Below are 22,794 nucleotides of genomic sequence, written 5' to 3' on the forward strand. Positions count from 1 at the left end.
AAGCCTTTTCACTTACCAACCAGCAAATATATTACTAGTTGGTAACTGAAAAGTTCAACACAAATCATAACATTACAATAATATAAATCATAACATTTGTAAATATATTTAAGTCAATCCACCATACGAAGGGTACTGGATAACCAGATATCTAAAAAAATATGTCTAAAGATAGATATTTTATACAACAAGATATTCTAGACAGAAGCTATATCTAAGAAACATCTGGTGAATTTAATTATGCGTTACGTTGCCCGAAATCCGTCCCTTTGTCGGTTCTAGATACACGTACATACAATGTTTCACTTTTGCGGGCATGATTCACGGCTAAAAGATCGCGATTTACCCAGATGAACTCAAAAGCACACTAATTCCCATAGATAGCAAAATATTGCTACGATATGCGATCGCAACTGGTGTAGTCTAAGAAATCATGGAAGACACGCTGTTTTTATATCATATCTGCGTTAAAATCTGACAACGTTACTGTTGTGCTAGATAGCAGTCAAAGGAGGAAATCTGTGAGTGCGATCGCTTAGTGACTTTACAATATAAAAAGTTGAGTATTTCTAACAGGCAAAATTTATTTAAAAAGTAATTTAAACAATCTTAATATTTATAAATTCAAAAAATAAACATATAATAATTGATGAAAATTTTAGCGTGATAAACTTATAAGTCTGCTTACGCGTTGTAGGCATATCCTTGTAAAATATGTAAACCAAGTACTAATTCCTAGTAGCTTAAACGTGTCTTCTATGGCAATATGGATGTCAGGAAATATATTGTCACAAACAATTGATAATCCAAAAAAGAAAATGGCAGATAACAAAATTAGAAATTCAGTTTTCTTTAGAATTGTTTTGAATTTAAGAAAAAACGTTGAGGCGATTGCAATGTATATTACGTAAAATACGCTTTCATTAATATTTAAATAATCAGGAAAAACACTATCATGAATTAAGAAAAAGTCATCAAAGAGTAACAAACAGGTTATTAGCCCAGAAAACAAAAAGAATGATGAATATTCTTTAGATCTAATATCTTTTTTAAGTATTATGTAACTAAAGAGACAGATTGATGCCGAAGAACACCAAAGCAATATACCAATATTTGAGAAAAATCCCAGATAAAAAGGCATACTCATAATGGCAGATGGATCTCTTGTCAAATCTTCTGTAGGTACTTTAGCTTTTAATTGCAGGAATATTGAAATTAAAGAAAATGGAATGATTGTTATTAAAAATGTTAATAATAAAATTTTGATTTGATGAATATAGCTTGATTTTTGAAGAACTAAGTTTGTCATGGGTTTCTACCTTGATTATCTAGGACACTTCTTGCAGATTTTTAAGTGTTGTTGTTGGATAACTGAAATATCTGCTATGAAAGTATGATTTTTCTGCTCGTGTAAAGATTACTCGTAAGGACAAATGGGGCGTTTGACTGATATGCATACATTTAGGCATCAGCCCAGATATTTACTAAACATATTTCAGTATTGGTTGGGCAGCAAAGAGTATTATTTTGAACTTAAGCGATAGTCTGGTTAAGAAGTTAAATGTCAAGCACTTGATTTACAAGGGTCTAGAATTAAGATAAGGTTAATAAAACAAAAGCAACAAGTTTAGATTATTTCATACAGCAAAAAAATATTCAAGTTATTTGTGTCTTAATTTTTTAGGTTTTGATGAAGCTTACTATCTTAAATGTGCATAATCTAGCTTAGTTATCGATGCTAAAGAGTTGCTCAAGCGTTATGCTGCTGGAGAAAGAGATTTTAGTGGGATTAATTTGGAAGAGGCTGACTTGAGTGGAGCTAATCTGAGCGGGGCTAACTTAAGTCGAGCTAATCTATTGGCAGCTAATTTGAGTGATGCTAATTTAAGTGGGGCTAATCTCAGTTATGCCAGACTGAGCCTGGCTAGGTTCATTGGTACTAATTTAGAGGGTGCTAATGTGACTGATGCTGACATAATTGGTGCCACATTTGAAAATGCCAACCTCAAAGGGTCTTACCTTAGTGATTTCGGTTACATTAACAATGCCTTGTTTTAAAATACTATTGTTGGTGATGGTAGGATTATCGTCGGGCCAGAGATAATTCATGGATGAATATTCTGGGTTACTCTATCAGCCAATAGGAAGCTAATCAAATAATAATTTTCATACAGCAGTTTTCAAGTATATGAGGTACAAAATAACTCAAGTGTCTGCTTTCACATCCGATATTGCTTGACAAGTTAATTTCGATAGAAAAAAATTGATTATTTCTAAGCAGACAAAATCTATTTAAATTACTTTTTATAAAATCTTAAGATTTCTTAACTTAGTTTAAAAAATCTTGGTATTGACTTCAGAATATAAGAGCGATCGCTTTGTAAAGGTTAGTTGATATTAGTTGTCAAATTGCTGGTGAAGTTAGAAACTAAAGAAATACAACACACGCAATTATTTTATGACTGCTATTTCTAACCTAGAATTCAAACGACCAATTTGGCAAACCGCGATCGTATTAACCTTGGGCTTTTGGCTCAGTGCTAGTCTAGTTTTAGACTGGGTAATTATGCCTAGCCTTTATCTTTCTGGGATGATGAGCCAAGCTGGTTTTACGACAGCAGGCTATACGATTTTTTGGAACTTCAATCGGATGGAATTATTATCAGCTGCTGTAGTCTTGACTGGGGCACTAGCTTTGAGCAAAACCAGATATCATTGGAGTATTGGCAGTATTGTTTTATCTGTGCTGCTGCTAACTATAGCTGTGCTTGATACCTATTTCTTAACTCCGCAGATGTGCGCTATAGGAGTTCAACTCAACCTATTTGAAGCTGCTGCTGCTATTCCATCTACAATGAATTTACTACACGGTAGTTATTGGGTACTAGAAGTAGTGAAGCTGGTAGCTGGTGGTACACTTTTAAACTGGTGCTGGCGGGAGCAATTTTAAGTAGATGGAGAAGTATAACGGTGAGAATTTCCACTTATAAATCTCACGCCAAAGACGCAAAGAATTTCTTTGCGTCTTTTTGCTACATATATTTTATCGGTTAATGAATGCGATATTTATAACAGGCTACGCCTACGATTTTTAAAACTTGGGATTTTTTGGGTAAATTGCTACCATAACAATGATTTAGTTTTTTGTAAATGTAATTCAATAAGCAGACATATAACTATTTTTTACTGTAGATTTTTAGCTTTCCCGGACATCTAAACAAATAAATATTTATAACAATTTTCTGGAAGATGATATCAATTAGTTTTCATGTTTACTTTACTGATTTATCATGAAGTTTATATATTTCTGCTAACTTTTTTTGAAAATTATAGTAACCTAAGTTTTAGTGAGTATGTTGCTTGTTATCTACCATCTAGCTGAAAATAGCTATTTTGCAGGTATATACTACTAATCAAGAATTTCCCTGTAAGTTCTTGAATTTGTCACTCCAATTTGTGCAGGGTGGCTATTTAGCCCCACACAACATTAGAATCCGTTTCCAGTACTTATGAAGAGATTCCCTTCTGCTGATTTGGTCGCCTGTGCATCTCACCACAAACCATCATGGCGGCAATTATCAGCAAACTCCTTCTTGTCCAGAGGTTTACCATTCTCTTGTGCAAGTGATAATTTTGCCGAATCCCAAGACTAAGAGTTGCTCTACAATCACAAACTTAAGTAAGATATTGAACTTTTGGAATGCTTAGTTTTTAATAATACTTTTTCTCTTGTGAAGTTACCCTCAAGAATAAACTTCTTGAAAAAGTACGCGACGACTTTCGTCACGGATATAAAAACATACTTCCTCAGCGCGGACTTAATGCCTAAAAGCCTTGATGGAGAAACATTTAAATTTATATGAAAGTAGATTTTGGTCGCTCCAGACTTTAGGATTAGGAACAAAAAACTTTTGCAAGAGAACTAAAGTATCTATAATTTTAGGCTGCAAAATACGGATAACAATGATACTTTTGTGACTGATGGGCGAGAGCCAATGGTCTTTGTGTGGCACTTGAGTTACTGTTAGATTGGCTAGATTAGCTAAAGATACAGAAAACCAATCTAATTTTTGAAATACTATATCCTGGCAACTAGTCGGGCAATTTTGCTATTGGTCAGTAGCATGAATTGGTTTAGTTGTAAGTTGTGGATTATAGCTTAACAGAGATTGGTGAATTAAGAGTTGGGGGGTGTGGAATCTCTGTACTAACTCTAATATGACCGCTATATTTATCTGAAAAGTGCTTTCAACAAAGTCACGGTGAATTCCGAAAAGGTAATTCACCAATTTTGCCTGCAAATGTTAATTTTATTCCAAAGCTATCCCAATGAAGACACTTCCGATTAGTAGATACAGATTTTTTCAAAAGCTCCAGCCCTTAACTTTGTTGAAAAAAATCACTGGTAAGTCGGTTACTGGTTGTTTACAGGTGTTTAGCACATCAGGCTCTTGGTCAATATATGTAGATGAGGGGAAACTAATTTATGCCTGCTACTCAGAGAAAATGTTTGAGCCGCTTTACAGAAATTTGCAACGCTTGAGTCAGCAAATTTCTACTCTCCCTGACGGAATCAAAGACCAGTTGCGGGCGATATTTGAAACTGGTATTGAAAATCAGGCAATACCGAACCCAGATTATCTGGCGATTTGTTGGTTAGTCAATCAGAAATATATTAGTTCTTCTCAAGCAGCAATGCTGATAGAGCAATTGGCACTAGAAGTTCTAGAGTCCTTTCTGAATTTAGAGGAGGGAAGTTATGAATTTATTCCTGAGAGTTTTCTGGATGATATGCCAAAGTTTTGTTATCTAAATCTACGTTTATTAGTTGAACGATATTTAACGCCCCAAAATGAAGCGGTTTATCGTCAAACATCATCAAGTTATCAATCACATACCTCACAATTTTTCCAAATAAATGAGCTACAATCTAAAGCCAAAACTACGCCAAAGTTGCCTAAAATAAACGGACATAAGCCATCAGCCTACTCGATTAATACTAATGAACACAGGGGTCAGCAAATCATCCAACCGTCTGCTGACAGAAAAATCTACACAATCTTGTGTATTGATGACAGTCCTACGGTATTGAATGCTATTAAAAGTTATTTAGATGAGCAAACCTTTTCCGTTATCGGAGTCACTGATTCTTTAAAAGCTTTAATGCAGATTATCCGGATAAAACCCGACATAATTTTGCTGGATATATCAATGCCTAATCTCGATGGATATGAACTCTGCTCTTTGCTGCGTAAACACTCACATTTTAAAAATACACCTGTGATTATGGTGTCAGAAAAAGTAGGATTTATAGATAGAGCTAAAGCTAAGATAGTCAGAGCATCAGGCTATTTAACTAAGCCTTTAAAACAAGGAGATTTACTAAAAGTCATTTTTCAACATATTGTTTAATTTCCTAATAAAAAAATTACTTAATTTAAACAGCCTATTATTTTAGAGATTTAAGGTTGAATATTATCTGCTTTACTATCATTATAGTTATATAATATTGTCTGAATGAGTTAAAATTAATTAGTTATTCTCTTATAGAGGCGGATTAATACAGCAGAATACAGAATGGGCTACACCCTGATGCGCTAACAGAATTCAGGAGTAAAACAAGCTTTATACTTGGGTAACAGACTTAGCTTGTGTACCTCACAAAATTGAAATCTGCTACACAAGTTGTTAACAGTGACAAATAGTCAGTTAATGTACATCTTTTTTCAAACTGGTATTAGTTACAAGCGCTAACCGAAAAGTTGCTGGGGTTATTTTTCCTGAAATGTCCAGACTCCTTCATCCCAATCTGATTCTGTTGGGGGTGATTGTAACCAATGCTGACAACGTAACAGATGCAACATAGCAGCTTTATCCTGGCTGTCTGCTGCCAAAACATTAGCAAATTCAGCCCTGGCACGAGAAAACTGCCGCTGGAGGTAATACTCACGCCCTTTATGATAGTGCTCAATCACTTGCAATTTTTCGTTTTCAATTGGATTGGAACGCAAACCCAGTAATTCGTATATGGCTACTGGTTCGTTTCTACCCTTGACACGAATGTAATCTAGTTCCCTAGCCCAAATATTATCTTGGCATGGTTTAAAAGTGTTATGGCTAATAATAATATCGCAACCATACTGTTTACTAACACTTTCTAATCGAGAGCCAAGATTAACGCCATCGCCAATAGCAGTAAATTCCATCCGCTTACTAGAGCCAATATTCCCACTAATCACGGTATCTGAGTTGATACCAATGCCGATTTTAATTCTGGGTTTATCATCTACATGGCGACGTTGATTAAATTCGTGTAGGCGATCGCGCATTTCTAAGGATGTTTGTACTGCCATCCAAGCGTGTTCTTCTAATGGTAGAGGAGAACCAAATACAGCCATGATGGCATCGCCGATGTATTTGTCAAGAGTGCCTTTATGTTTAAAGACTGCCTCCACCATTGATTCAAAATATTCATTGAGCATACTTACCACTTCTTCTGCTTCCAAGTTTTCTGTTAATGTGGTGTAGCCGCGAATATCCGAAAATAAAATCGAAACTTCTTTGCGATCGCCTCCTAGTTTAGCATCATCTAATTTCAGCAATTCTTCGGCTAATTCCTGGGTCATGTAGCGGTACATTGTACTCTTGAGCCGCTTTTCATCACTGATGTCTTCCATCACCACCAGCGCCCCACGGACTTGCTCTTGGTCGCTAGCATCGGCAATGGTGTTAATCGATAAATTAATACTATGCTGTTCTGTACCAGTGCCCAGAAGTGTGCGATCAGGGTAATATTGCTGACGACCTTTTAAATCAACTGCATGTAAAGCATCCTGATACCACTTGCTAAAGTCACCTTCTTTGATGCCAATGACATCAGTAACTAATTTACCTTCTAAACGGTCTTCTGGCTCAAGTCCTAGCAAACGCTTGGCGCTTTCATTGGCGGCGATAATTAATCCAGTTTTATCAGTGGAAACCACTCCATTGGAAAGACTACGCAGAATGTCCCGTTGCATTTGTTCTTGTTGCTTGACTGTGGCAAACAACTGGGCATTTTGCAGCGCTACTCCGGCTTGAATATTAAAAGCTTCCATGAACTCTTCATCGTTGCGGTCAAAGCTAGCTTGGAAGCAGTCGGGAGCTTTCGGCCAATCAGCTGGATTATAAGGGGGAAAATCACCAGATTTCTTTTTATTTACGAGTTGGGTAACGCCAATTAGTTGTTCATCGCCGTTAAATACTGGCATACAAAGTAAGCTACAGGTGCGATAGCCATTTTGCTGGTCTAGTTTTTGGGCTGTTTCTGAGTCAGGATCGTAGTACAAATCAAAGCCAATATTCAGCTTCTTGCCAGAAGCCGCTACTATTCCAGCAAAGCCTTTACCTACGGGGACTCGTAACTCTTTCGTTGAACCATCATCTTGAGTAATTTTCGTCCACAATTCATGACGATCGCGGTCTATTAACCATAGTGTACTGCGATCGGCATTCATCAGTTCTTTGGCTTCATCCATCACCCGTTTGAGGGTGTCTTCTAAGTCGAGACTACTTTGAGAAAGTGACTTGATCGCCTTCATCAGCGCCGCCACTGCTCTTTGTTTTTGAGTAGCTACATAAAAAGAGCGCGAGGACTCTAAAATCAGGCGAATCGAAGGGGCAAATTCTTGAAATAATTGTTCGTCAGCACAGGTAAAACCTCTGGTATCAATGCGCTCTGCAAGTAGAGCATCGTGATTATTTCCAGATTTTAATTTATTTAGTAATTGCACTACTGCAACTAATTGCCCATGTTCATTTAAGAGTGGCAAAGCTAACATGGTGTAGGTGCGATAGCCAGTTCTTTTTTCTTGCTCTTGGGCAAAATGCGATCGCGGATCGTTATAAAAATCAAAGGGAATATTAATAACTTCTTTAAAAGTGGCAACTTCACCACCAATACCTTTATTAGCAGGGATGCGAATTTCTAAAGAGCGACCGCCCTCACCCTCAGCTAGAATTGACCAAAGTTCTTGTTTTTCTTCATCCAATAAAAATATCGTCGTCCGGTCTGCTCCCAACAATTCCCCGGTTTTCAAGGTAATCGAATGCAACATTTCTTGCAGAATGGTTTCAAACCCATGAGAATCAAGCATTGATAGGGTTTGATGAACAATCTGTAATTTTTGCTCGACATCCTTAACGACCTGTTTAAAAGTATCCTGAGTCAAGGGAGCAAGAAACGTAGAAAAAGTTCCTTGTCTTGTGGCAAGAGCACCCACAGGAGCAGAATTTGCTGGTAATTCGAGGTTTTCTTGGTTGTGAACACCAATAATCAAATCGGTGGTCTCCCCACAACTTCCTTGATACGCTGACATAACTGGTATTTTTTTATATAACAGAATAAGGTTTTGGATTTAACGATGAGATTAAATTTATGTAAGTGGTGTTAAAAGCAACAATTGCTCGACATTATCCATAGTTTAATCGCTTGTTTAGCCAGCGTCATCCTGTGAATAAACGCTCAAGCTGATTACCAACAAGCATGGCTTGACCAAAACCCCTTCCTATTGGTGGATACAGATGATAAATAGAGGGTTAGACCCCTCATATAAACGAGAAAACAATGTTTTCCGCAGGCGAGAGATTGCTAATGTTGCCTCGTAAGATTTTGCAGGGACAGACTAATGAGCATTGCTATGTCCGTAGAGTGTAGTCGATTTGTTTTAAAATAACTCATTTATCTAAGTGAAAATACTTAAAAAATATAGCTTAACTGCGATCGCTTCCTTTCGCAGATATGTCACTCTGAAAAAGAAAGTGCTGAGTAAAAAATACAAGTTCAGTTCGGCGGTAATAAACCACTCTATTATTCTGTTGTGATGCCTGTGGCAGACTACTAATTTGCCAACTTAGTTTTGAGGGTTTGTAATAAGCACTTTAGTGCTGAAAAAATAAGGACTAAAGTCCTTACTACGAACTTGCTTATCCATCAATTTATTCTTGAGAGAGTAGTACTAGCTCATAGATATTGATTTTTATACAGATAAAGTTAATTAAAAATATTAAGCACAATATTATTTCAGCCAAACATAAATATAAAATCAGATTCAATCTTCGAGTTGAACCCATATTTACATGGGCTGGAACATTCACCCTATTGCTGGAAATCCACAGGATTATTTTAATGAAAAAATTAAAGGCTCAAGTATTTTTAGGCTTGACAGGTGCATTCTTGGCAGTCGGATATTCCAGTTTACTAGCTACAGAAATTCCCATACAGAGTACATCAAACCTCAAAAAGGATTTATTGGCGCAATCAGAAACCAACCCAAATGTCAATGAGTATCTGGAGAAAAATAAACCAGAAAGTTATAACGCTCTAAAAAGGCAGTTAGATGCAGCGATTGAAGATGCAAAAAGACCGAGTGAAGATAAAGTAGTCAAAAATCTTTGGTTATTATCAAAAACTAATGTTCAAATAAAGTGGAGAGAAAATAATGGCAAAATTGAATATTTGATGGCGAGTTGGAAATATGTCAAAAACCCAACTGAGGATTGGAAAGTAGGTACCAAAAAAAGCATAGAAGCACGGACTTGGTTAACAGCCGTTCCTCAAGTTAAGGAATTTTGTCAAAATTGTAAGGGGATCGGTATAAATATTCCCGGTAATATTATGCTTTCTCTGAGGTTACAGCAGTATTTAGGCTTAATTTTAAATAGGTACTCAAATAAGACGCATTTTGTCGAAATGTGGGTAAAAGCTGAAAATTTAAGTAGACCATGTGTTGATCCAGAAATTAATGATTCTAGTTGTAATGTTTTTAATATACCGATTCCTGCTAGTTATCCGATTTTGCAAGAGATATATACAACTTCTTATGCAGTTGCTAATCAAGAACATTACCCTTGGACAGGTTTAGGTTATATAGGACTCCTATTTGATTTTTGAACAAGACTACAAGATAATACGTAGGGAAATGAAAGTCTAATAAAGGACAATGATAAGTCAGCATTTACAAACTGCCACACTTGCACTGGAAGTATCGCACCAACAGTCAACAGAGGGAATAAAATTTCATGCGATCGCCGAACTACAAGATTTTATAGCTCTGCATCCAGATGTGCGTGAGGTCAGGAAAGCGTTGGCAGTCAAACTGGTTTATCAAGGCTATTTGTATGATGAAATTCAAACAATTCTAGATGTGTCTAGAGGCTCCATAACAGGTTGGAAGCAAGCCTACGAGGAATATGGAATTTCGGGACTGCGCTTGAACCACAAAGGAAGAAAGAGCTACCTGAATGCCGAACAGCGAGAAGAGGTGTTGAGTTGGTTGCAAACTAAGGACTGTTGGGAGCTTGGAGAACTGGAGTACAAATTGGCCTTTGAGTATGATGTGGTTTATGAGTCAAAACAAAGTTACTACGATTTGTTTGATGCAGCATCTATCAGTTGGAAAAAAACTACAAAGCTGAACCCCAAAGCCGACGAGAATGCTGTTGCCGTAAAAAAAAAGAGATTGAAACATTGCTGGCAACTCACCGGGAGTCAATCGAAACAGGAAAATTAAGAGTGCTGCTAATTGATGAGTGTCATTTAATGTGGGGAGATTTAAGCGGCTACGTATGGGGAAAAAGTGACCAAGAAATAGCGGTGAGAGTCATTAATGAACGAGATAAGCAGACATACTATGGGGCAGTTGACTATCTTGATGGAAAATTAGTTCTCAAAGCTTATGATGCGGGAAACTCAAAAAATACTATTGACTACCTACAATACTTGCTAGCTGACTCTCCCGACCAGCAATTACTAATTTTTTGGGATGGTGCTAGTTACCACCGTTCCAAAGAAATTCGAGGTTTTTTAGACTCTGTTAATCAAAGTTTGCCAACCGAGCAATGGAAAATACATTGTGTTCGCTTTGCCCCTAATTGCCCAATACAAAATCCAATTGAAGATATTTGGTTACAAGCAAAAACATGGGTTAGACGTTTTTGCGCTTTGGTTCCAACATTTTCTCATTTAAAGTGGATGTTTGAGTGGTTTATTAGACACACAACCTTTGGTTTTGACACTCTACAAATGTACGGAGCTTATTCAAAAATCAAATAGGATTCCTATACCTATGATTGGGGAAATCCGAAAAAACCTCGTGAAGGAGCTAGTGAGTTTCTGATCGATGGAACTAAAGAAAAACCGATCGAAGTAGAAGTTGTTTCAGTCACAGCGACAAAAGAATATTGTAATAATCAATATTTAACGCTAAAAGATTAGAAATGAGCGCTCATGAAACATCTTGAAGGTAAAGTGGCTTTAGTAACAGGTGCTACGCGGGGAATTGGTAGGGGAATTGCCATTGGACTTAGTGAAGCAGGTGCAACTGTATACGTCACGGGCCGCAGCCTCAATAACTCTTCCAGTGAGGGGGTTTCAGGTAGTCTTGCTGAAACGAAATCAGCCATTGAGGAAGCCGGAGGTGTATGCATTCCTGTCCAAGTAGACCACAGCGACGATGAGCAGGTGCGTTTGCTTTTCGATCGCATTCAAGATGAGCAAAATGGACAACTCGACCTACTGGTAAATAATGCTTACTCAGGAGTTCAGGCGTTAAAAGACGCTCAGGGACAGCCTTTTTGGGATTCTGAACCAAGTCTTTGGGATGCTAGTAACAATGTTGGTCTTCGGAGCCACTATGTTGCGAGTGTTTTTGCAGCCCGAATGATGACTAAGCGTAACTCTGGACTCATTTGCACCATTTCCTCGTGGGGTAGTATGTTTTATCTCTTTAATACAGTTTATGGTGTTGGCAAAGCAGCTTGCGATCGCCTTGCTGCTAACATGGCTGTTGAACTCAAACCCCATAATGTCACTTCTGTTTCAATTTGGCCGGGTATTGTTGGTACTGAGCTTTTTTCGCGTTTTGCTTCTGAGATGAATCAAACCAATGGTACTGGCCAGAAAAACTCATTCTTGAGCGATCGCTACAACTGGGAAACTCCCTTATTTACTGGAAGAGCGATCGCTGCACTTGCTAGTGAGCCAAATATAATCCGCCATACAGGACGTGTGCAGATTGTTGCCGAACTGGCTAAGAAATATAATCTTGTAGATGAAAATGGCGAGCAGCCTGCATCATTACGCTCTCTGCGTTTTGTGCTGCCGGCTGCATTGCCTCTACTGAGAAAGTACTCATGGCTTATACCTGATATTAAACTGCCGTGGTCGCTGCTATTATTGAATGCCCTCGGTTCACCTAAAATCTAATGGGCATTGGACATAGGGAATTGGACATAGGGCATTGGGCATGAGGCATGGGGCATGGGGCATTGGAGTAAGTAGAGTTTTTATAGTTGTTCACGAGTATTAAAGACTCGTCCGCGAGTATCAAAGACTCATTCACAAGTATCAAAGACTCGTCCGCGAGTATCAAAGACTCATTCACGAGTATTAAAGACTCGTCCGCGAGTATCAAAGACTCATTCACGAGTATTAAAGACTCGTCCGCGAATATCAAAGACTCATTGTTGCATTATAAAATACATCTCTTCTAGCCCAATGCCCCATGCCCCATGCCCAATGCCCAATGCCCAATGCCCAATGCCCTATACCCAATGCCCAATATCTAAACAAACTATCCTGGGATATATAAAACTTTGTATCCTGAATTAATAGGTCTTAATAGTTCTTTTAAAACTGGTGCAAGAAGATTTTCGGTTAATTGTTGATTTAGTTTTAGTTCTAGGCGTTGCAGCCTGTGGCGGACTATTGGCGGCACTTTTGCAACAACCCGTGCTGCTGGGGTATCTCATTGGCGGGATAGTTATTGGGCCAACTGGGCTGGGATTGATTAAAGAACTGATTCAAGTAGAGACTCTGGCACAGTTCGGGGTCGCCTTTTTGCTATTCGCCTTGGGTGTGGAATTTTCCTTTGCGGAACTCAAGAAGGTAAAAGCGATCGCTCTTGGTGGAGGTGGACTCCAGATTGCTTTGACGATTTTGGTGACAGTTTTAGTATGCGGGTTAAGCGGAGCTTGGGGAGCTTTACCTGCTAAGGGGATGTTTTTGGGGTGTATTCTGTCGCTGTCTTCCACAGCGGTTGTCCTCAAATGTTTGATGGAGCGCAACGAAACAGAAACGCCTCACGGGCAAGTAATGCTAGGGATTTTAGTTGTACAGGACTTGGCACTAGGACTAATGTTAGCAGTCTTACCAGCCCTTAATCAACCAGCAGAAACTATTGGCATCGCCGTTCTAACAGCGCTAGCTTCGATTGCTTTATTTGCTGCTGGGGCTGTAGCTGCGGGGATTTGGCTGATACCGCCTTTGTTGCAACTGCTAGCCCGTACCGAAAGTAAAGAACTATTTTTATTAGGGGTTGTAGCCCTGTGTTTAGGCATTGCCCTGTTGACAGAGCATTTGGGGCTGTCCATTGAGATGGGCGCATTTGTCGCAGGTTTGATGATTTCTGAGGTGGAGTACGCCGATCAAACCCTGACTTATGTCGAACCACTGCGAGATATCTTTGCCAGTTTATTTTTTGCTGCTATTGGGATGTTAATTGACCCGGTGTTTTTGTGGAACAACCTGGAATTAATTTTGGGATTAGTGGCAATAGTTTTCGTAGGTAAATTTTTGATTATCACGCCCCTAGTGAAACTGTTCCGCTATCCTTTGAAAACAGCCATAATTGCTGGTTTGGGATTGGCGCAAATTGGGGAATTTTCCTTTGTTCTCGCTAGTGAAGGGCAGTCTTTGGGGCTGGTGTCCCGACAAATATATTTATTAATTTTGGGAACTACCGCAGTCACTCTCATGCTTACTCCCTTTGTACTGCGGTTAGTGCCATTTTTATTTAACTTTGCCGAATCAATGCCTTGGTTGAAACCGTACTTAGAAGAAGATGAGGCGCGGGATGTATCGGAAGATTTGCCCTTCAAAGACCATGTAGTAGTTTGTGGCTATGGGCGAGTCGGCAAGAATTTGGTGAAGTTGTTGCAGCAACATGACTTACCCGTGGTGGTAATCGACCAATCAGAGAGTAGAATTCAGCAGTTACGTGAGGCTGGGGTGTCTTATGTTTATGGTAATTGCGTCAGTTTACACGTTCTGGAAACTGCCGGGGTGAATCATGCCAAAGGAATGGCGATCGCACTCCCAGACCCCATGAGTACTCGTCTTTGCTTGAAACGCGCCTTGGAATTGCGCCCAGAATTAGATTTGGTTGTCCGTGCTACCCAGGATAAAAATATTGAGGTGCTGTATCAATTGGGAGCAAGGGAAGTTGTACAACCAGAGTTTGAAGCCAGCTTAGAAATGGCAACCTATTTATTAACTGGCTTAGGCTTGTTGTCCTCAGCTGTCGTCCAACGAGAAATGCAGCAAATCCGCAACGATCATTACTTAGATTTGCGCCCAGAGCGTTCTGCAACTGAAGTTGCTCGTGATTTGCGCCAAGCTACCCGCGATTTAAATCAGCGCTGGTATCCTTTACCAGCTGATTCGCCCTTAATTGGCATGAGTATAGAAGAGGCGGATATGCGCTATTTAACAGGAGTGAGTTTGATGGCAATTCGCCGCGCTAACGGCGATGAAATTGATTATCCCAACAATCAAACCAAATTGGCAGAAGGCGATCGCTTGTTGGTAGTGGGAGCTGATGAAGAACTGGCGGCTTTGGCAGAATTCGCTAAGGGACAAGCGGCTGTTCCCGGAGAAAATAGTGCTTGTCAGTGGGTTACAGTCAATCCAGATGCGTCAACACTAGGTAAAACCCTTGCAGATTTAGATATCAGCAAGCAATTTGGAGTCCAAGTACAGGCGATCCGGCGAGATGGCAAGTTTATCCGCTACCCTGATAGCGGTATGGATTTGCGAGTCGGCGACCAAGTATTGTTATGTGGTAACTTGACAGGTCTGAGTCAACTACAACAGTTATTTGCGATCGCCAGTTCAGTACCCCTTTCTATCCCAGTGGTGAAAGCTGCTGAGGCAGAAGCCCTCAAAGAGTTTTTACCTGCCGATAGTGTGACTGATTGATAATTGACTGGCGCAAGTAAGCGGTTCAATTTAGCGATCGCGCCTTTGGGATGGTAGTGATATCAAGTCCAGTTAATCACTTATGATTACCGCATCTGTGCAAAAATCGGCAAAGCCCTTTCCCCCTGCGGTCTAAATGATAAGCTTTTAGCCGGACACAATATTAAATAAAGGTTTTTCCTCTTTTCCCTTAATCGAGAAGTATTGGGTGCGGGAAAATGGGACAAATCAATCTTGGAGACTGGCGATCTCTTGGCTTGAACAACTCTAAATTTTGATTCTCTTTTGCAGCAAAGTAATTAATAGGGTCATCTGCTTGATCTTTGTCAATCGCAGAAGTTTTTGGTCGACTGAATTTGATGACCTTGTTTGATAACTGAATGTACCTAAGAATTGAGCTTTACTTTTTACAAATTTATTCTGTCTTTACAATACTTTTTAATCTCATATTTTAAGTTGTCAGATACTTTGGCGATCGCGATCGTTACTGTATTGTAATACTGTGCGTTATCCAAAATTCTTTGTGAGCAAGCTTTTTAAGACTTAATGGCAAAAGTCAGATGAAGAAAAGCGACCACAAAACTTTCTTACGCGATAATGGTTATAAACTACGAAAAATTATGTTTTTACATCGTTGTAGCTGTCTATTTTCATCTTTACAATATTACTGAAATTATACTTATAATGTTGTACACAAGTTTACGTATTATTACGAGAGTATCTGCTAATCTACTCTGTAAGATTTTAGGACAGTCTAGTGTTAGTAATTTAGAAACTCAACTGCATGATAAACAAGTTCAAATTCAGCAGTTAGAAGAGCAAGAAAGGGCGCTTTACCGAGTTATTAGCAAAATCCGAGCTTCTCTTGAGTTAGAAACAATTTTTCGTACAGCCACTAAAGAAACTTGCAAGTTACTCCGCGTCGAGCGAATTGCCGTTTATCGTTTCTATGAAAACTGGGGTGGAGAATTTGTCAGTGACTTTGAGTTTGCAGAGACTGGATGGGATGATGTAGAGACATTAGGAAAAAATACAGTTTGGAATGACTCTTATCTACAAGAAAATCAAGGTGGAAGGTATCGTAATAATGAAACTTTAATTGCTTCAGATGTCTACGCAGCAGGCTTGTCTCAATGCCATTTAGAAATTTTAGAACAGTTCCATATTCGAGCTTATGCAACTGCACCAATATTTGTGGGAAAAAACCTGTGGGGAGTGCTTGCAGCTTATCAGCATTCACAGCCACATGAATGGAAACAATTAGAAATTCAGTTTCTGTCTCAGATTGCAACGCAGTTAGGATTTGCAGTTAAACAAGCAGAATTTTTAGCTCAAGCAGAACAAAAAGCAGCAGAACTGTATAAAGCAAATCAGCAGCAGGAGATTCTATTTCATTTAGTTGCTGAAATTCGTGAATCTCTGAATCTAGACACCTTGTTTAAGACTACTGCACGAGAAATTCGTAAGGCTCTCCGTAGCGATCGCGTCAGTATCTTTCGATTTGACCCGGAATCTAACTATACCTCTGGAGAATTTGTCTCCGAGAATGTATTACCTGACTACGATTCTACGATCGCCATCAAGGTAAAGGATAATTGTTTTGGTGAAAAATATGCAGTTGCTTATCACCAAGGGCGTATACAGGTATTATCAGATATTTATCAAGCTGGTCTAAAAGATTGCCACATTCAATTGTTAGAGCAATTTCAAATCAAGGCACAAATTATTGCACCTCTAATGAAAGGAAAAACTTTATGGGGATTACTATGTGTTCATCAGTGCTATTGTTCACGCGAGTGGAAAAAGTCGGAAATTCAATTTATCCACCAGTTAGCTGCTCAGTTTAATGTAGCTTTAGAACATTTAGAAAAACTTAGTAAGCTAGATGCTCTAACCCAAATCGCCAACCGTCATTGTTTCGATCAATGTTTAGAACAAGAATGGAATCGACTAAAACTAAGCGATAATTATTTATCTTTAATTATATTTGATATTGACTATTTCAAGGATTATAACGATTCTTATGGACATTTAGCTGGGGATGAATGCTTAATACAAGTTGCTCATGCAGCACAATCTGTATTAAAGCGTCCTACCGATCTACTAGCTCGTTATGGTGGTGAAGAATTTATTGTCATTTTGCCAAATACGAACGAATCAGGTGCGATTAAAGTAACTAAGTTGATTCAAAAATCTATTCAAGAATTAAAGATTCCCCATAAGAAAAAGAATAATTTTCAATATTTTGTGACCGTCAGTTTAGGTGTTGCGATTCAAAAACCAACAGATAAAAGTTCACCTCAAGACTTAATTAATGCAGCCGACAAAGCTTTGTATAAAGCTAAAGAACAAGGACGCAATCGGTGGGTTTGTGCTGCAAAACTCTAAGTCCAGTGACAAAGAATAGGGGTTCAAAAATAGGGAGGGGCAGGGAGAGTGGGAGCAGGGGGATTGAGACCCTTGCTCCACTTCGTTTTGCGGCAGGGTAGAAGAAGTATTCCCCCTGCTACTGTGATGTTTCTGTCTCACTCCTAACTCACTTGCGGCTTGATGTAGGCGATCGCTTGTTTCCAAACGGTGGTTTGCTGACTGTTTTCATCAGCAATACAGATACACTGTGGATCTTGCCATAAAACCTTTCCTGTGAGTACATCCTGAGTCACCAGCTTTAACTCTACTGGCGTTGTTTGTTTAATCAGGTTTTGGACTTGTCTAATACTGGGTAAAGTGGTGTCAAATTCGGTAAGCATTTTTAGTAAAGATGAACCTACAAGGCAAAATAAAGAGTAACTAATCCTTGATAATTCATCCTTGAAGAAATGGCAATCGAATTTACTAAGTATCATGGTCTAGGCAACGACTTTATTTTGATTGACAATCGCTCGTCATCTGTGCCTGTAGTGACTCCAGAGCAAGCCATCAAGTTGTGCGATCGCCATTTTGGTATCGGTGCTGATGGTGTCATTTTTGCCCTCCCCGGAGAAAATGGCACTGACTACACCATGCGGATTTTTAATTCTGATGGTTCAGAACCAGAAATGTGTGGCAATGGCATTCGCTGTTTAGCTGGCTTTTTGGCAGACTTAGAAGGCGAATCCCGCAATCAAGACTCATATCGCATTCATACTTTGGGTGGTGTAATGACTCCCCAACTCTTATCTGATGGTCAAGTTAAAGTAGACATGGGTTTACCCAAGTTACTCGCTGGCGAAATTCCGACTAATCTTGCACCCGCCCAAGAAAAAGTAATTTCTCAGCCGTTGGAGGTGGCGGATAAAACCTGGGAAGTCACCTGTGTAAATATGGGAAATCCTCACTGCATTACCTTTGTAGAAGATGTAGCAGCAATTGAGTTAGAAACCATCGGCCCAAAATTTGAGCATCACCCAGTTTTTCCCCAACGCATAAATACTGAATTTATTCAAGTGGTGCGCCGTGATTATTTGAAAATGCGGGTGTGGGAACGGGGTGCTGGGATTACCTTAGCTTGCGGGACTGGTGCTTGTGCTTCCTTGATAGCTGGTGTGTTAACTGGAAAATGCGATCGCACTGCAACTGTAGAATTACCAGGTGGCCCCTTGCAAATTGAATGGTCAGAAATCGACCAACGAGTTTATATGACAGGCCCGGCTGAACGAGTATTCATTGGAAAACTGTAACCGACTTACTATTGGCATTACTCAAGTAGTAGTGCCATAACAGCGGTGTCTGTGGCGGGCTGTGCCATCGTTTCTTGTAGCTATTTAATAATATTGCAACACATCCTTGGGTAAAGACGCGATGAATCGCGTCTCTACAATATGGTCTATTTATTGCATTATTTTTTCAAATTGATATTATTTTGGGGAACTGGCGGATGAATCTGTTTCTGCTGGAGATTGGATATGGGTATTAACTTTAGATTGCACAGCTTCTTTATTAGAAATTGCTAGATATATACCCCCTAAAATTAGAGCCAAACCTAACAAGTTAAAAATACTCAAGTTTTCCGAGAAAAGTATCCAAGCAAGAATAGCAACAATCACCGGATTGAGTAGTAAAAGTAAAGAGATAAATCCTGATGAAAAGTTTTTGAGGCTGTATACAATTAGCCCATGACCCAAAGCTTCGCAAATAGCTGCTAGGGCAAAGACTACTAACCACCCCGACAAAGTAACTGGAAAAACTTGTTTTTCTAAAATTAGCACTACAGGTATCATCAATGAAGTTGCGATCGCACAGCGCCACACGAGGATGGTGATAATTGAAAACCTATTGCTGATCTGCTCAATAAGTAAAAAGTTTGCTGCATAAAATATTGATGATATTAGGGCAACAGCATCACCTGTAATATTATTATTAGAACGCAATAAATCTTCAAATCCAACAGCGATCGCACCGATTATGGCTAAGATCAGACCGATAATAAATTTGCGCCCAAAAATTTGATTAAAAAATAGCCATCCTCCTAAAGTAGTAAATAGCGGATTGAGACTACCTAAAGCATTAGCATTAGCAGCACCAGTCTGAGTTAGTGCCCAAGTCCAAGATAATCGACCTAATACATGAACTAAACCCACTGCTATTAAAAGCGCTATCTCTATGATTGGATAAGGCTGCTGTGCTAATACAGGTTTATCTTCTGTAATTTGAGTCCGTACTTGGTTAATTCCACTCCATAATCCAAAGATAATAGTCGCTATCCATAAACGATTAAATAATGTAGCTACAGCGCTCATTTCTCTAACAGCAATTTTAATAAATATTGCTGTTGAAGATAAAGCTAATAATGCAATTATTACTATGATTATCGGCAGGATTTTTGAAGTTTTATCATTTTCTGGTGTTAGGCTTAATTGATTTTCTGCCATTTAGTTTATATTTATTATACGAACCGCCAAGTGCGCCAAGTGCGCCAAGGGAGAAGTAGTAATTATTTGGGATTACTCAAGTAATAATGCCATAGAAGTCTTGCCGCAACTGCTCGCCACGGTCGCCAGTGCTGTGTCATGGCTTCTAATTGCAGTGGTGTTGGACGCGTTGCCAAGTTTTTGAGTTTTTGTAGAGCGATCGCGATCGCTAAATCGCCTTTAGGAAAGACATCAGGATGTTGCAGGGCCATGAGCAAATAAATATCAACTGTCCAGTCTCCGATGCCTTTGAGACGCTTTAACTCAGTTCTGATCGTATTTTCGTCCATTGTTTGAAGCTTGCTGAGGTCAAGCTGACCAGTTGCAATAGCATTCGCCAACCCACGACAGTATAAAATCTTTTGCCGACTGAATCCAATCGCTCTTAATTGAGCATCATCTAATATCAGAAAGTTTTCTGGCGTTAAAGTTACAACAGCCGCACATAGTCGCGTAAATACAGCCCTTGCAGCCGCTACGGAAACTTGCTGTTCCAGAATTATGCACAACAGCGTTGCAAAACCCGCTTCTCTTGACCACATTGGTGGAGGCCCCAGTGTTTCTAAAATCCAAGCCAAATCGCTATCAAGTTTGGCAAGCACCATTAAACCACGGGTCAGACTTTCTTCAGTCAGCGATTCTAGTTCAGGTGTTTGAGTCATCTTTGAGAAATTTCGATTCTTGTGTAAGCAGTTTTTGTTTGCGCTCAATTCCCCAGTGATAACCACCAAGACTGCCATCACTCCGTAGTACACGGTGACATGGTACAATCAGCGCGATCGGATTAGCGCCACAAGCATTACCCACCGCGCGGACTGCTTGGGGTTTGGCAAGATTACGGGCGATATCGGCGTATGTGCGCGTTTCGCTGTATGGAATTTTTTGTAATGCTTGCCAAACCTGTTTCTGAAATGCTGTCCCACGGATATCAAGTGGTAAATCGAGATGGGTTGCATCTCCCGCAATAAAGTCAAGGATTGCTTGTATCCAGTCTTTGTGTGTGTGGTCATCACGCACAATCTGCGCTTGATGAAATTCTTGGTTCAAAATGTCTTCAAGTTTGTCTGCTTCATCACCTAATTTTACGGCGCAGATACCCTTCTCTGTTGTTGCCACAAGCAAATATCCTAGTGAACATGGAGCGATCGCATAAACAATGCTAATTGTCTTTCCAGCTTGTTGGTAAGTCTTTGGTGTCATTCCCAGTTGCTTAGGTGCTTTCTCATAGAGTTGGCTACTTGAACCATAACCTGTATCGTAAACTGCATGAGCAATTTCTTCCCCCGACTGTAAACGCTGCTTCAATCGTTGGCTACGCAGCGCATCTGCATATTGAAAGGGGGATACGCCAATTATTTGCTTAAATATTCTTTGTAGATAACTGGGACTCATTTCCACCTGAAAACATAATTCCGAGAGGGTTGGGATATGGTCAACTTGTGCTTCAATATATCGACATACTGCTAAGACTTTGGCTGTATTTGAAACTATTTCAGATTGTGGCTTACAGCGCTTACAAGCTCGAAAACCTGCAATTTCAGCCTCTTGTACCGACTGGAAAAAACAAACTTGATTGCGATTTGGTCTGCGACTAGGGCAAATCGGTCGGCAATAAATGCCTGTAGAACGAACACCATAGAAAAACTTACCTTCAAAAGTGGAGTCTCGATTGAGAACTGCTTGCCAGAGTGCTTCTTCCAAGACTGGTGTTTGTTGTAATTGCATTGATGCCTCCTTCAATATATTTTTTATTAAGGAATTCATTTGTTTTTAGCACCCCACTATCAATGACAACTAAATGATCCGCAAAGATCAGCATGATGCTGGTGAATATTCACCTAAAATAAACATAACCGTTCACAATAATGAACAAAGTGATGATAATACGTCGTTGAGTGAGATCATGCACAGTTTAAGTCTACGCAAAACACAAAAAGCTGATCTCGATTATGTTCTGCAAGCCGAGTATGATGACGATAATCGACAGTACATCATTCCTTGGTCATATCAACAGCATCTTCAAGCGATCGCTGATTCTGATATTGTTCATCTGATTGTGCAAACAGAAATAAAAATTGGTTACGTTATTTTGGCTGGACTGCTTAATTTAAATCAGAGTATTGAGTTTCGTCGCATTGTCATCACACAAAAAGGGCAAGGCTATGGCAAAGACACTGTTGAAATAATTAAAAAATTGGTGTTTGAGACATACAAAGCACATCGGTTATGGTTGGATGTTAAAGAGCAAAATCATCGCGCTCAGGCTGTCTACAAAGGTGCTGGTTTTGTTGTCGAAGGAAAGCTACGCGAATGTCTAAAATCAGAAAATGGTTATGATTCCCTGATTATTATGTCCGTTTTACAACCTGAATATGAAATACTGGCTAGTGCCGCAAAAAATGGTGGGTTTTCCTCCTAACCTCTGTGGCTCGATTGAGGGTTCGCCAAACATCCTCCTGCCTTTCTTGATAAAAAAGACCGAGCCTTCCCATAATACAGAAACTATCCACTCCTAAAAACCCATCGTTAATTTCTCCATGTTGGTAAATCTATTCATGTTCTAAATGAGAATAGATTAGCTGTATCGAGAAACTACTTTCTATCTGATTGTTGCGATCAAAGTCGGCTCGGTTTACTGCAACTAAGGCTAAACGATATGAAGTGCGGTGCCTGCGGTGTTGCTCAAACTTTAAGTCTCGATTATTTTGACAAAGCTGGAAAAATTGCTCGTCAGTCAAGTCGATATTTAATTCGAGGGTAGGAGGTAAACTGACGTTGGTAGTATTCATGTTATCAGTTTGGGTGGAAGCAATATATCTATTCTAGTAGTCTGTCAAAGTAATTCGTAGTTGCAATCACTGCTTGCTCTGTACTTTCCACTGCCTTGTT

Annotated in this window: 16 protein-coding genes and 1 pseudogene; 10 read left to right on the plus strand and 7 right to left on the minus strand. The window is 39.4% G+C overall.

From position 1 onward, the window contains the following. Positions 1-658: 658 nt before the first annotated feature. Positions 659-1,309: a hypothetical protein gene (locus tag HWQ42_RS29065; protein WP_292818006.1), complete on the minus strand. Its 651-nt coding sequence runs from the start codon at positions 1,307-1,309 to the stop codon at positions 659-661. Positions 1,310-1,746: 437 nt separating this feature from the next. Between HWQ42_RS29065 and HWQ42_RS29070 the strand changes: the two genes are divergently transcribed. The 3 genes from HWQ42_RS29070 (at position 1,747) to HWQ42_RS29080 (ending at position 5,412) form a co-directional block, all read left to right on the plus strand. Then, on the plus strand, positions 1,747-2,058 hold the full coding sequence (locus tag HWQ42_RS29070; RefSeq protein WP_292818008.1) for a pentapeptide repeat-containing protein: 312 nt from the start codon (positions 1,747-1,749) through the stop codon (positions 2,056-2,058). Positions 2,059-2,458: 400 nt separating this feature from the next. After that, complete coding sequence (locus HWQ42_RS29075; protein ID WP_292741144.1) at positions 2,459-2,950, plus strand: hypothetical protein; 492 nt, start codon at positions 2,459-2,461, stop codon at positions 2,948-2,950. A 1,379-nt stretch (positions 2,951-4,329) separates the two neighbouring features. Continuing rightward, on the plus strand, positions 4,330-5,412 hold the full coding sequence (locus HWQ42_RS29080) for a response regulator (RefSeq protein ID WP_292818010.1): 1,083 nt from the start codon (positions 4,330-4,332) through the stop codon (positions 5,410-5,412). Between the two features lie 359 nt (positions 5,413-5,771). Here HWQ42_RS29080 and HWQ42_RS29085 read toward each other — a convergent pair whose 3' ends face one another. Continuing rightward, entirely contained in the window at positions 5,772-8,357 is a 2,586-nt protein-coding gene (locus tag HWQ42_RS29085) for an adenylate/guanylate cyclase domain-containing protein (protein ID WP_292818012.1), read from the minus strand. Between the two features lie 809 nt (positions 8,358-9,166). On the opposite strand from HWQ42_RS29085, the gene HWQ42_RS29090 reads away from it, so the two are divergent. The 5 genes from HWQ42_RS29090 to HWQ42_RS29110 all read left to right on the plus strand — a co-directional run bounded on the left by HWQ42_RS29090 (position 9,167) and on the right by HWQ42_RS29110 (position 17,404). Further along, on the plus strand, positions 9,167-9,931 hold the full coding sequence (locus HWQ42_RS29090) for a hypothetical protein (RefSeq protein WP_292818014.1): 765 nt from the start codon (positions 9,167-9,169) through the stop codon (positions 9,929-9,931). 49 nt (positions 9,932-9,980) lie between these two features. Beyond that, positions 9,981-11,092 (plus strand): IS630 family transposase gene (locus HWQ42_RS29095; RefSeq protein ID WP_292818017.1). Its coding sequence is split into 2 segments (ribosomal slippage): positions 9,981-10,485 and positions 10,485-11,092, totalling 1,113 coding nucleotides; the frame shifts between segments, so codons are not numbered across the junction. A 174-nt stretch (positions 11,093-11,266) separates the two neighbouring features. Next, complete coding sequence (locus tag HWQ42_RS29100) at positions 11,267-12,244, plus strand: SDR family NAD(P)-dependent oxidoreductase (RefSeq protein ID WP_292818019.1); 978 nt, start codon at positions 11,267-11,269, stop codon at positions 12,242-12,244. 432 nt (positions 12,245-12,676) lie between these two features. Beyond that, positions 12,677-15,016, plus strand: a complete 2,340-nt coding sequence (locus HWQ42_RS29105) for a cation:proton antiporter (RefSeq protein ID WP_292818021.1) — start codon at positions 12,677-12,679, stop codon at positions 15,014-15,016. Between the two features lie 684 nt (positions 15,017-15,700). Then, on the plus strand, positions 15,701-17,404 hold the full coding sequence (locus HWQ42_RS29110) for a diguanylate cyclase (RefSeq protein WP_292818023.1): 1,704 nt from the start codon (positions 15,701-15,703) through the stop codon (positions 17,402-17,404). A 143-nt stretch (positions 17,405-17,547) separates the two neighbouring features. Here the strand turns inward: HWQ42_RS29110 and HWQ42_RS29115 are convergent, their stop codons facing one another. Next, the gene (locus tag HWQ42_RS29115; protein ID WP_292741129.1) at positions 17,548-17,766 is read right to left on the minus strand and encodes an RNA chaperone Hfq; all 219 of its coding nucleotides are present in this window, start codon (positions 17,764-17,766) and stop codon (positions 17,548-17,550) included. A 69-nt stretch (positions 17,767-17,835) separates the two neighbouring features. Here HWQ42_RS29115 and dapF point away from each other — a divergent pair, with 69 nt between their 5' ends. Next, entirely contained in the window at positions 17,836-18,675 is an 840-nt protein-coding gene (gene dapF / locus HWQ42_RS29120; protein ID WP_292818025.1) for a diaminopimelate epimerase, read from the plus strand. 177 nt (positions 18,676-18,852) lie between these two features. Here the strand turns inward: dapF and HWQ42_RS29125 are convergent, their stop codons facing one another. The 3 genes from HWQ42_RS29125 to ada all read right to left on the minus strand — a co-directional run bounded on the left by HWQ42_RS29125 (position 18,853) and on the right by ada (position 21,630). Further along, on the minus strand, positions 18,853-19,866 hold the full coding sequence (locus tag HWQ42_RS29125; protein ID WP_292818027.1) for a DMT family transporter: 1,014 nt from the start codon (positions 19,864-19,866) through the stop codon (positions 18,853-18,855). Positions 19,867-19,928: 62 nt separating this feature from the next. Next, a complete protein-coding gene (locus HWQ42_RS29130; protein ID WP_292818029.1) occupies positions 19,929-20,567 on the minus strand; it encodes a DNA-3-methyladenine glycosylase 2 family protein in 639 nt (212 codons plus the stop codon). Beyond that, entirely contained in the window at positions 20,551-21,630 is a 1,080-nt protein-coding gene (ada, locus tag HWQ42_RS29135; RefSeq protein ID WP_292818031.1) for a bifunctional DNA-binding transcriptional regulator/O6-methylguanine-DNA methyltransferase Ada, read from the minus strand. The genes HWQ42_RS29130 and ada overlap by 17 nt, the downstream gene beginning before the upstream one ends. A gap of 73 nt (positions 21,631-21,703) precedes the next feature. On the opposite strand from ada, the gene HWQ42_RS29140 reads away from it, so the two are divergent. Beyond that, positions 21,704-22,324: a GNAT family protein gene (locus tag HWQ42_RS29140; protein WP_292818033.1), complete on the plus strand. Its 621-nt coding sequence runs from the start codon at positions 21,704-21,706 to the stop codon at positions 22,322-22,324. A 259-nt stretch (positions 22,325-22,583) separates the two neighbouring features. Here HWQ42_RS29140 and HWQ42_RS29145 read toward each other — a convergent pair. After that, positions 22,584-22,694, minus strand: a pseudogene (locus HWQ42_RS29145) (Uma2 family endonuclease); the annotation flags it as partial. Between the last annotated feature and the right edge of the window lie 100 nt (positions 22,695-22,794).

It is taken from the genome of Nostoc sp. JL23, from assembly GCF_017115065.1.
Lineage (GTDB): Bacteria > Cyanobacteriota > Cyanobacteriia > Cyanobacteriales > Nostocaceae > Nostoc > Nostoc punctiforme_A.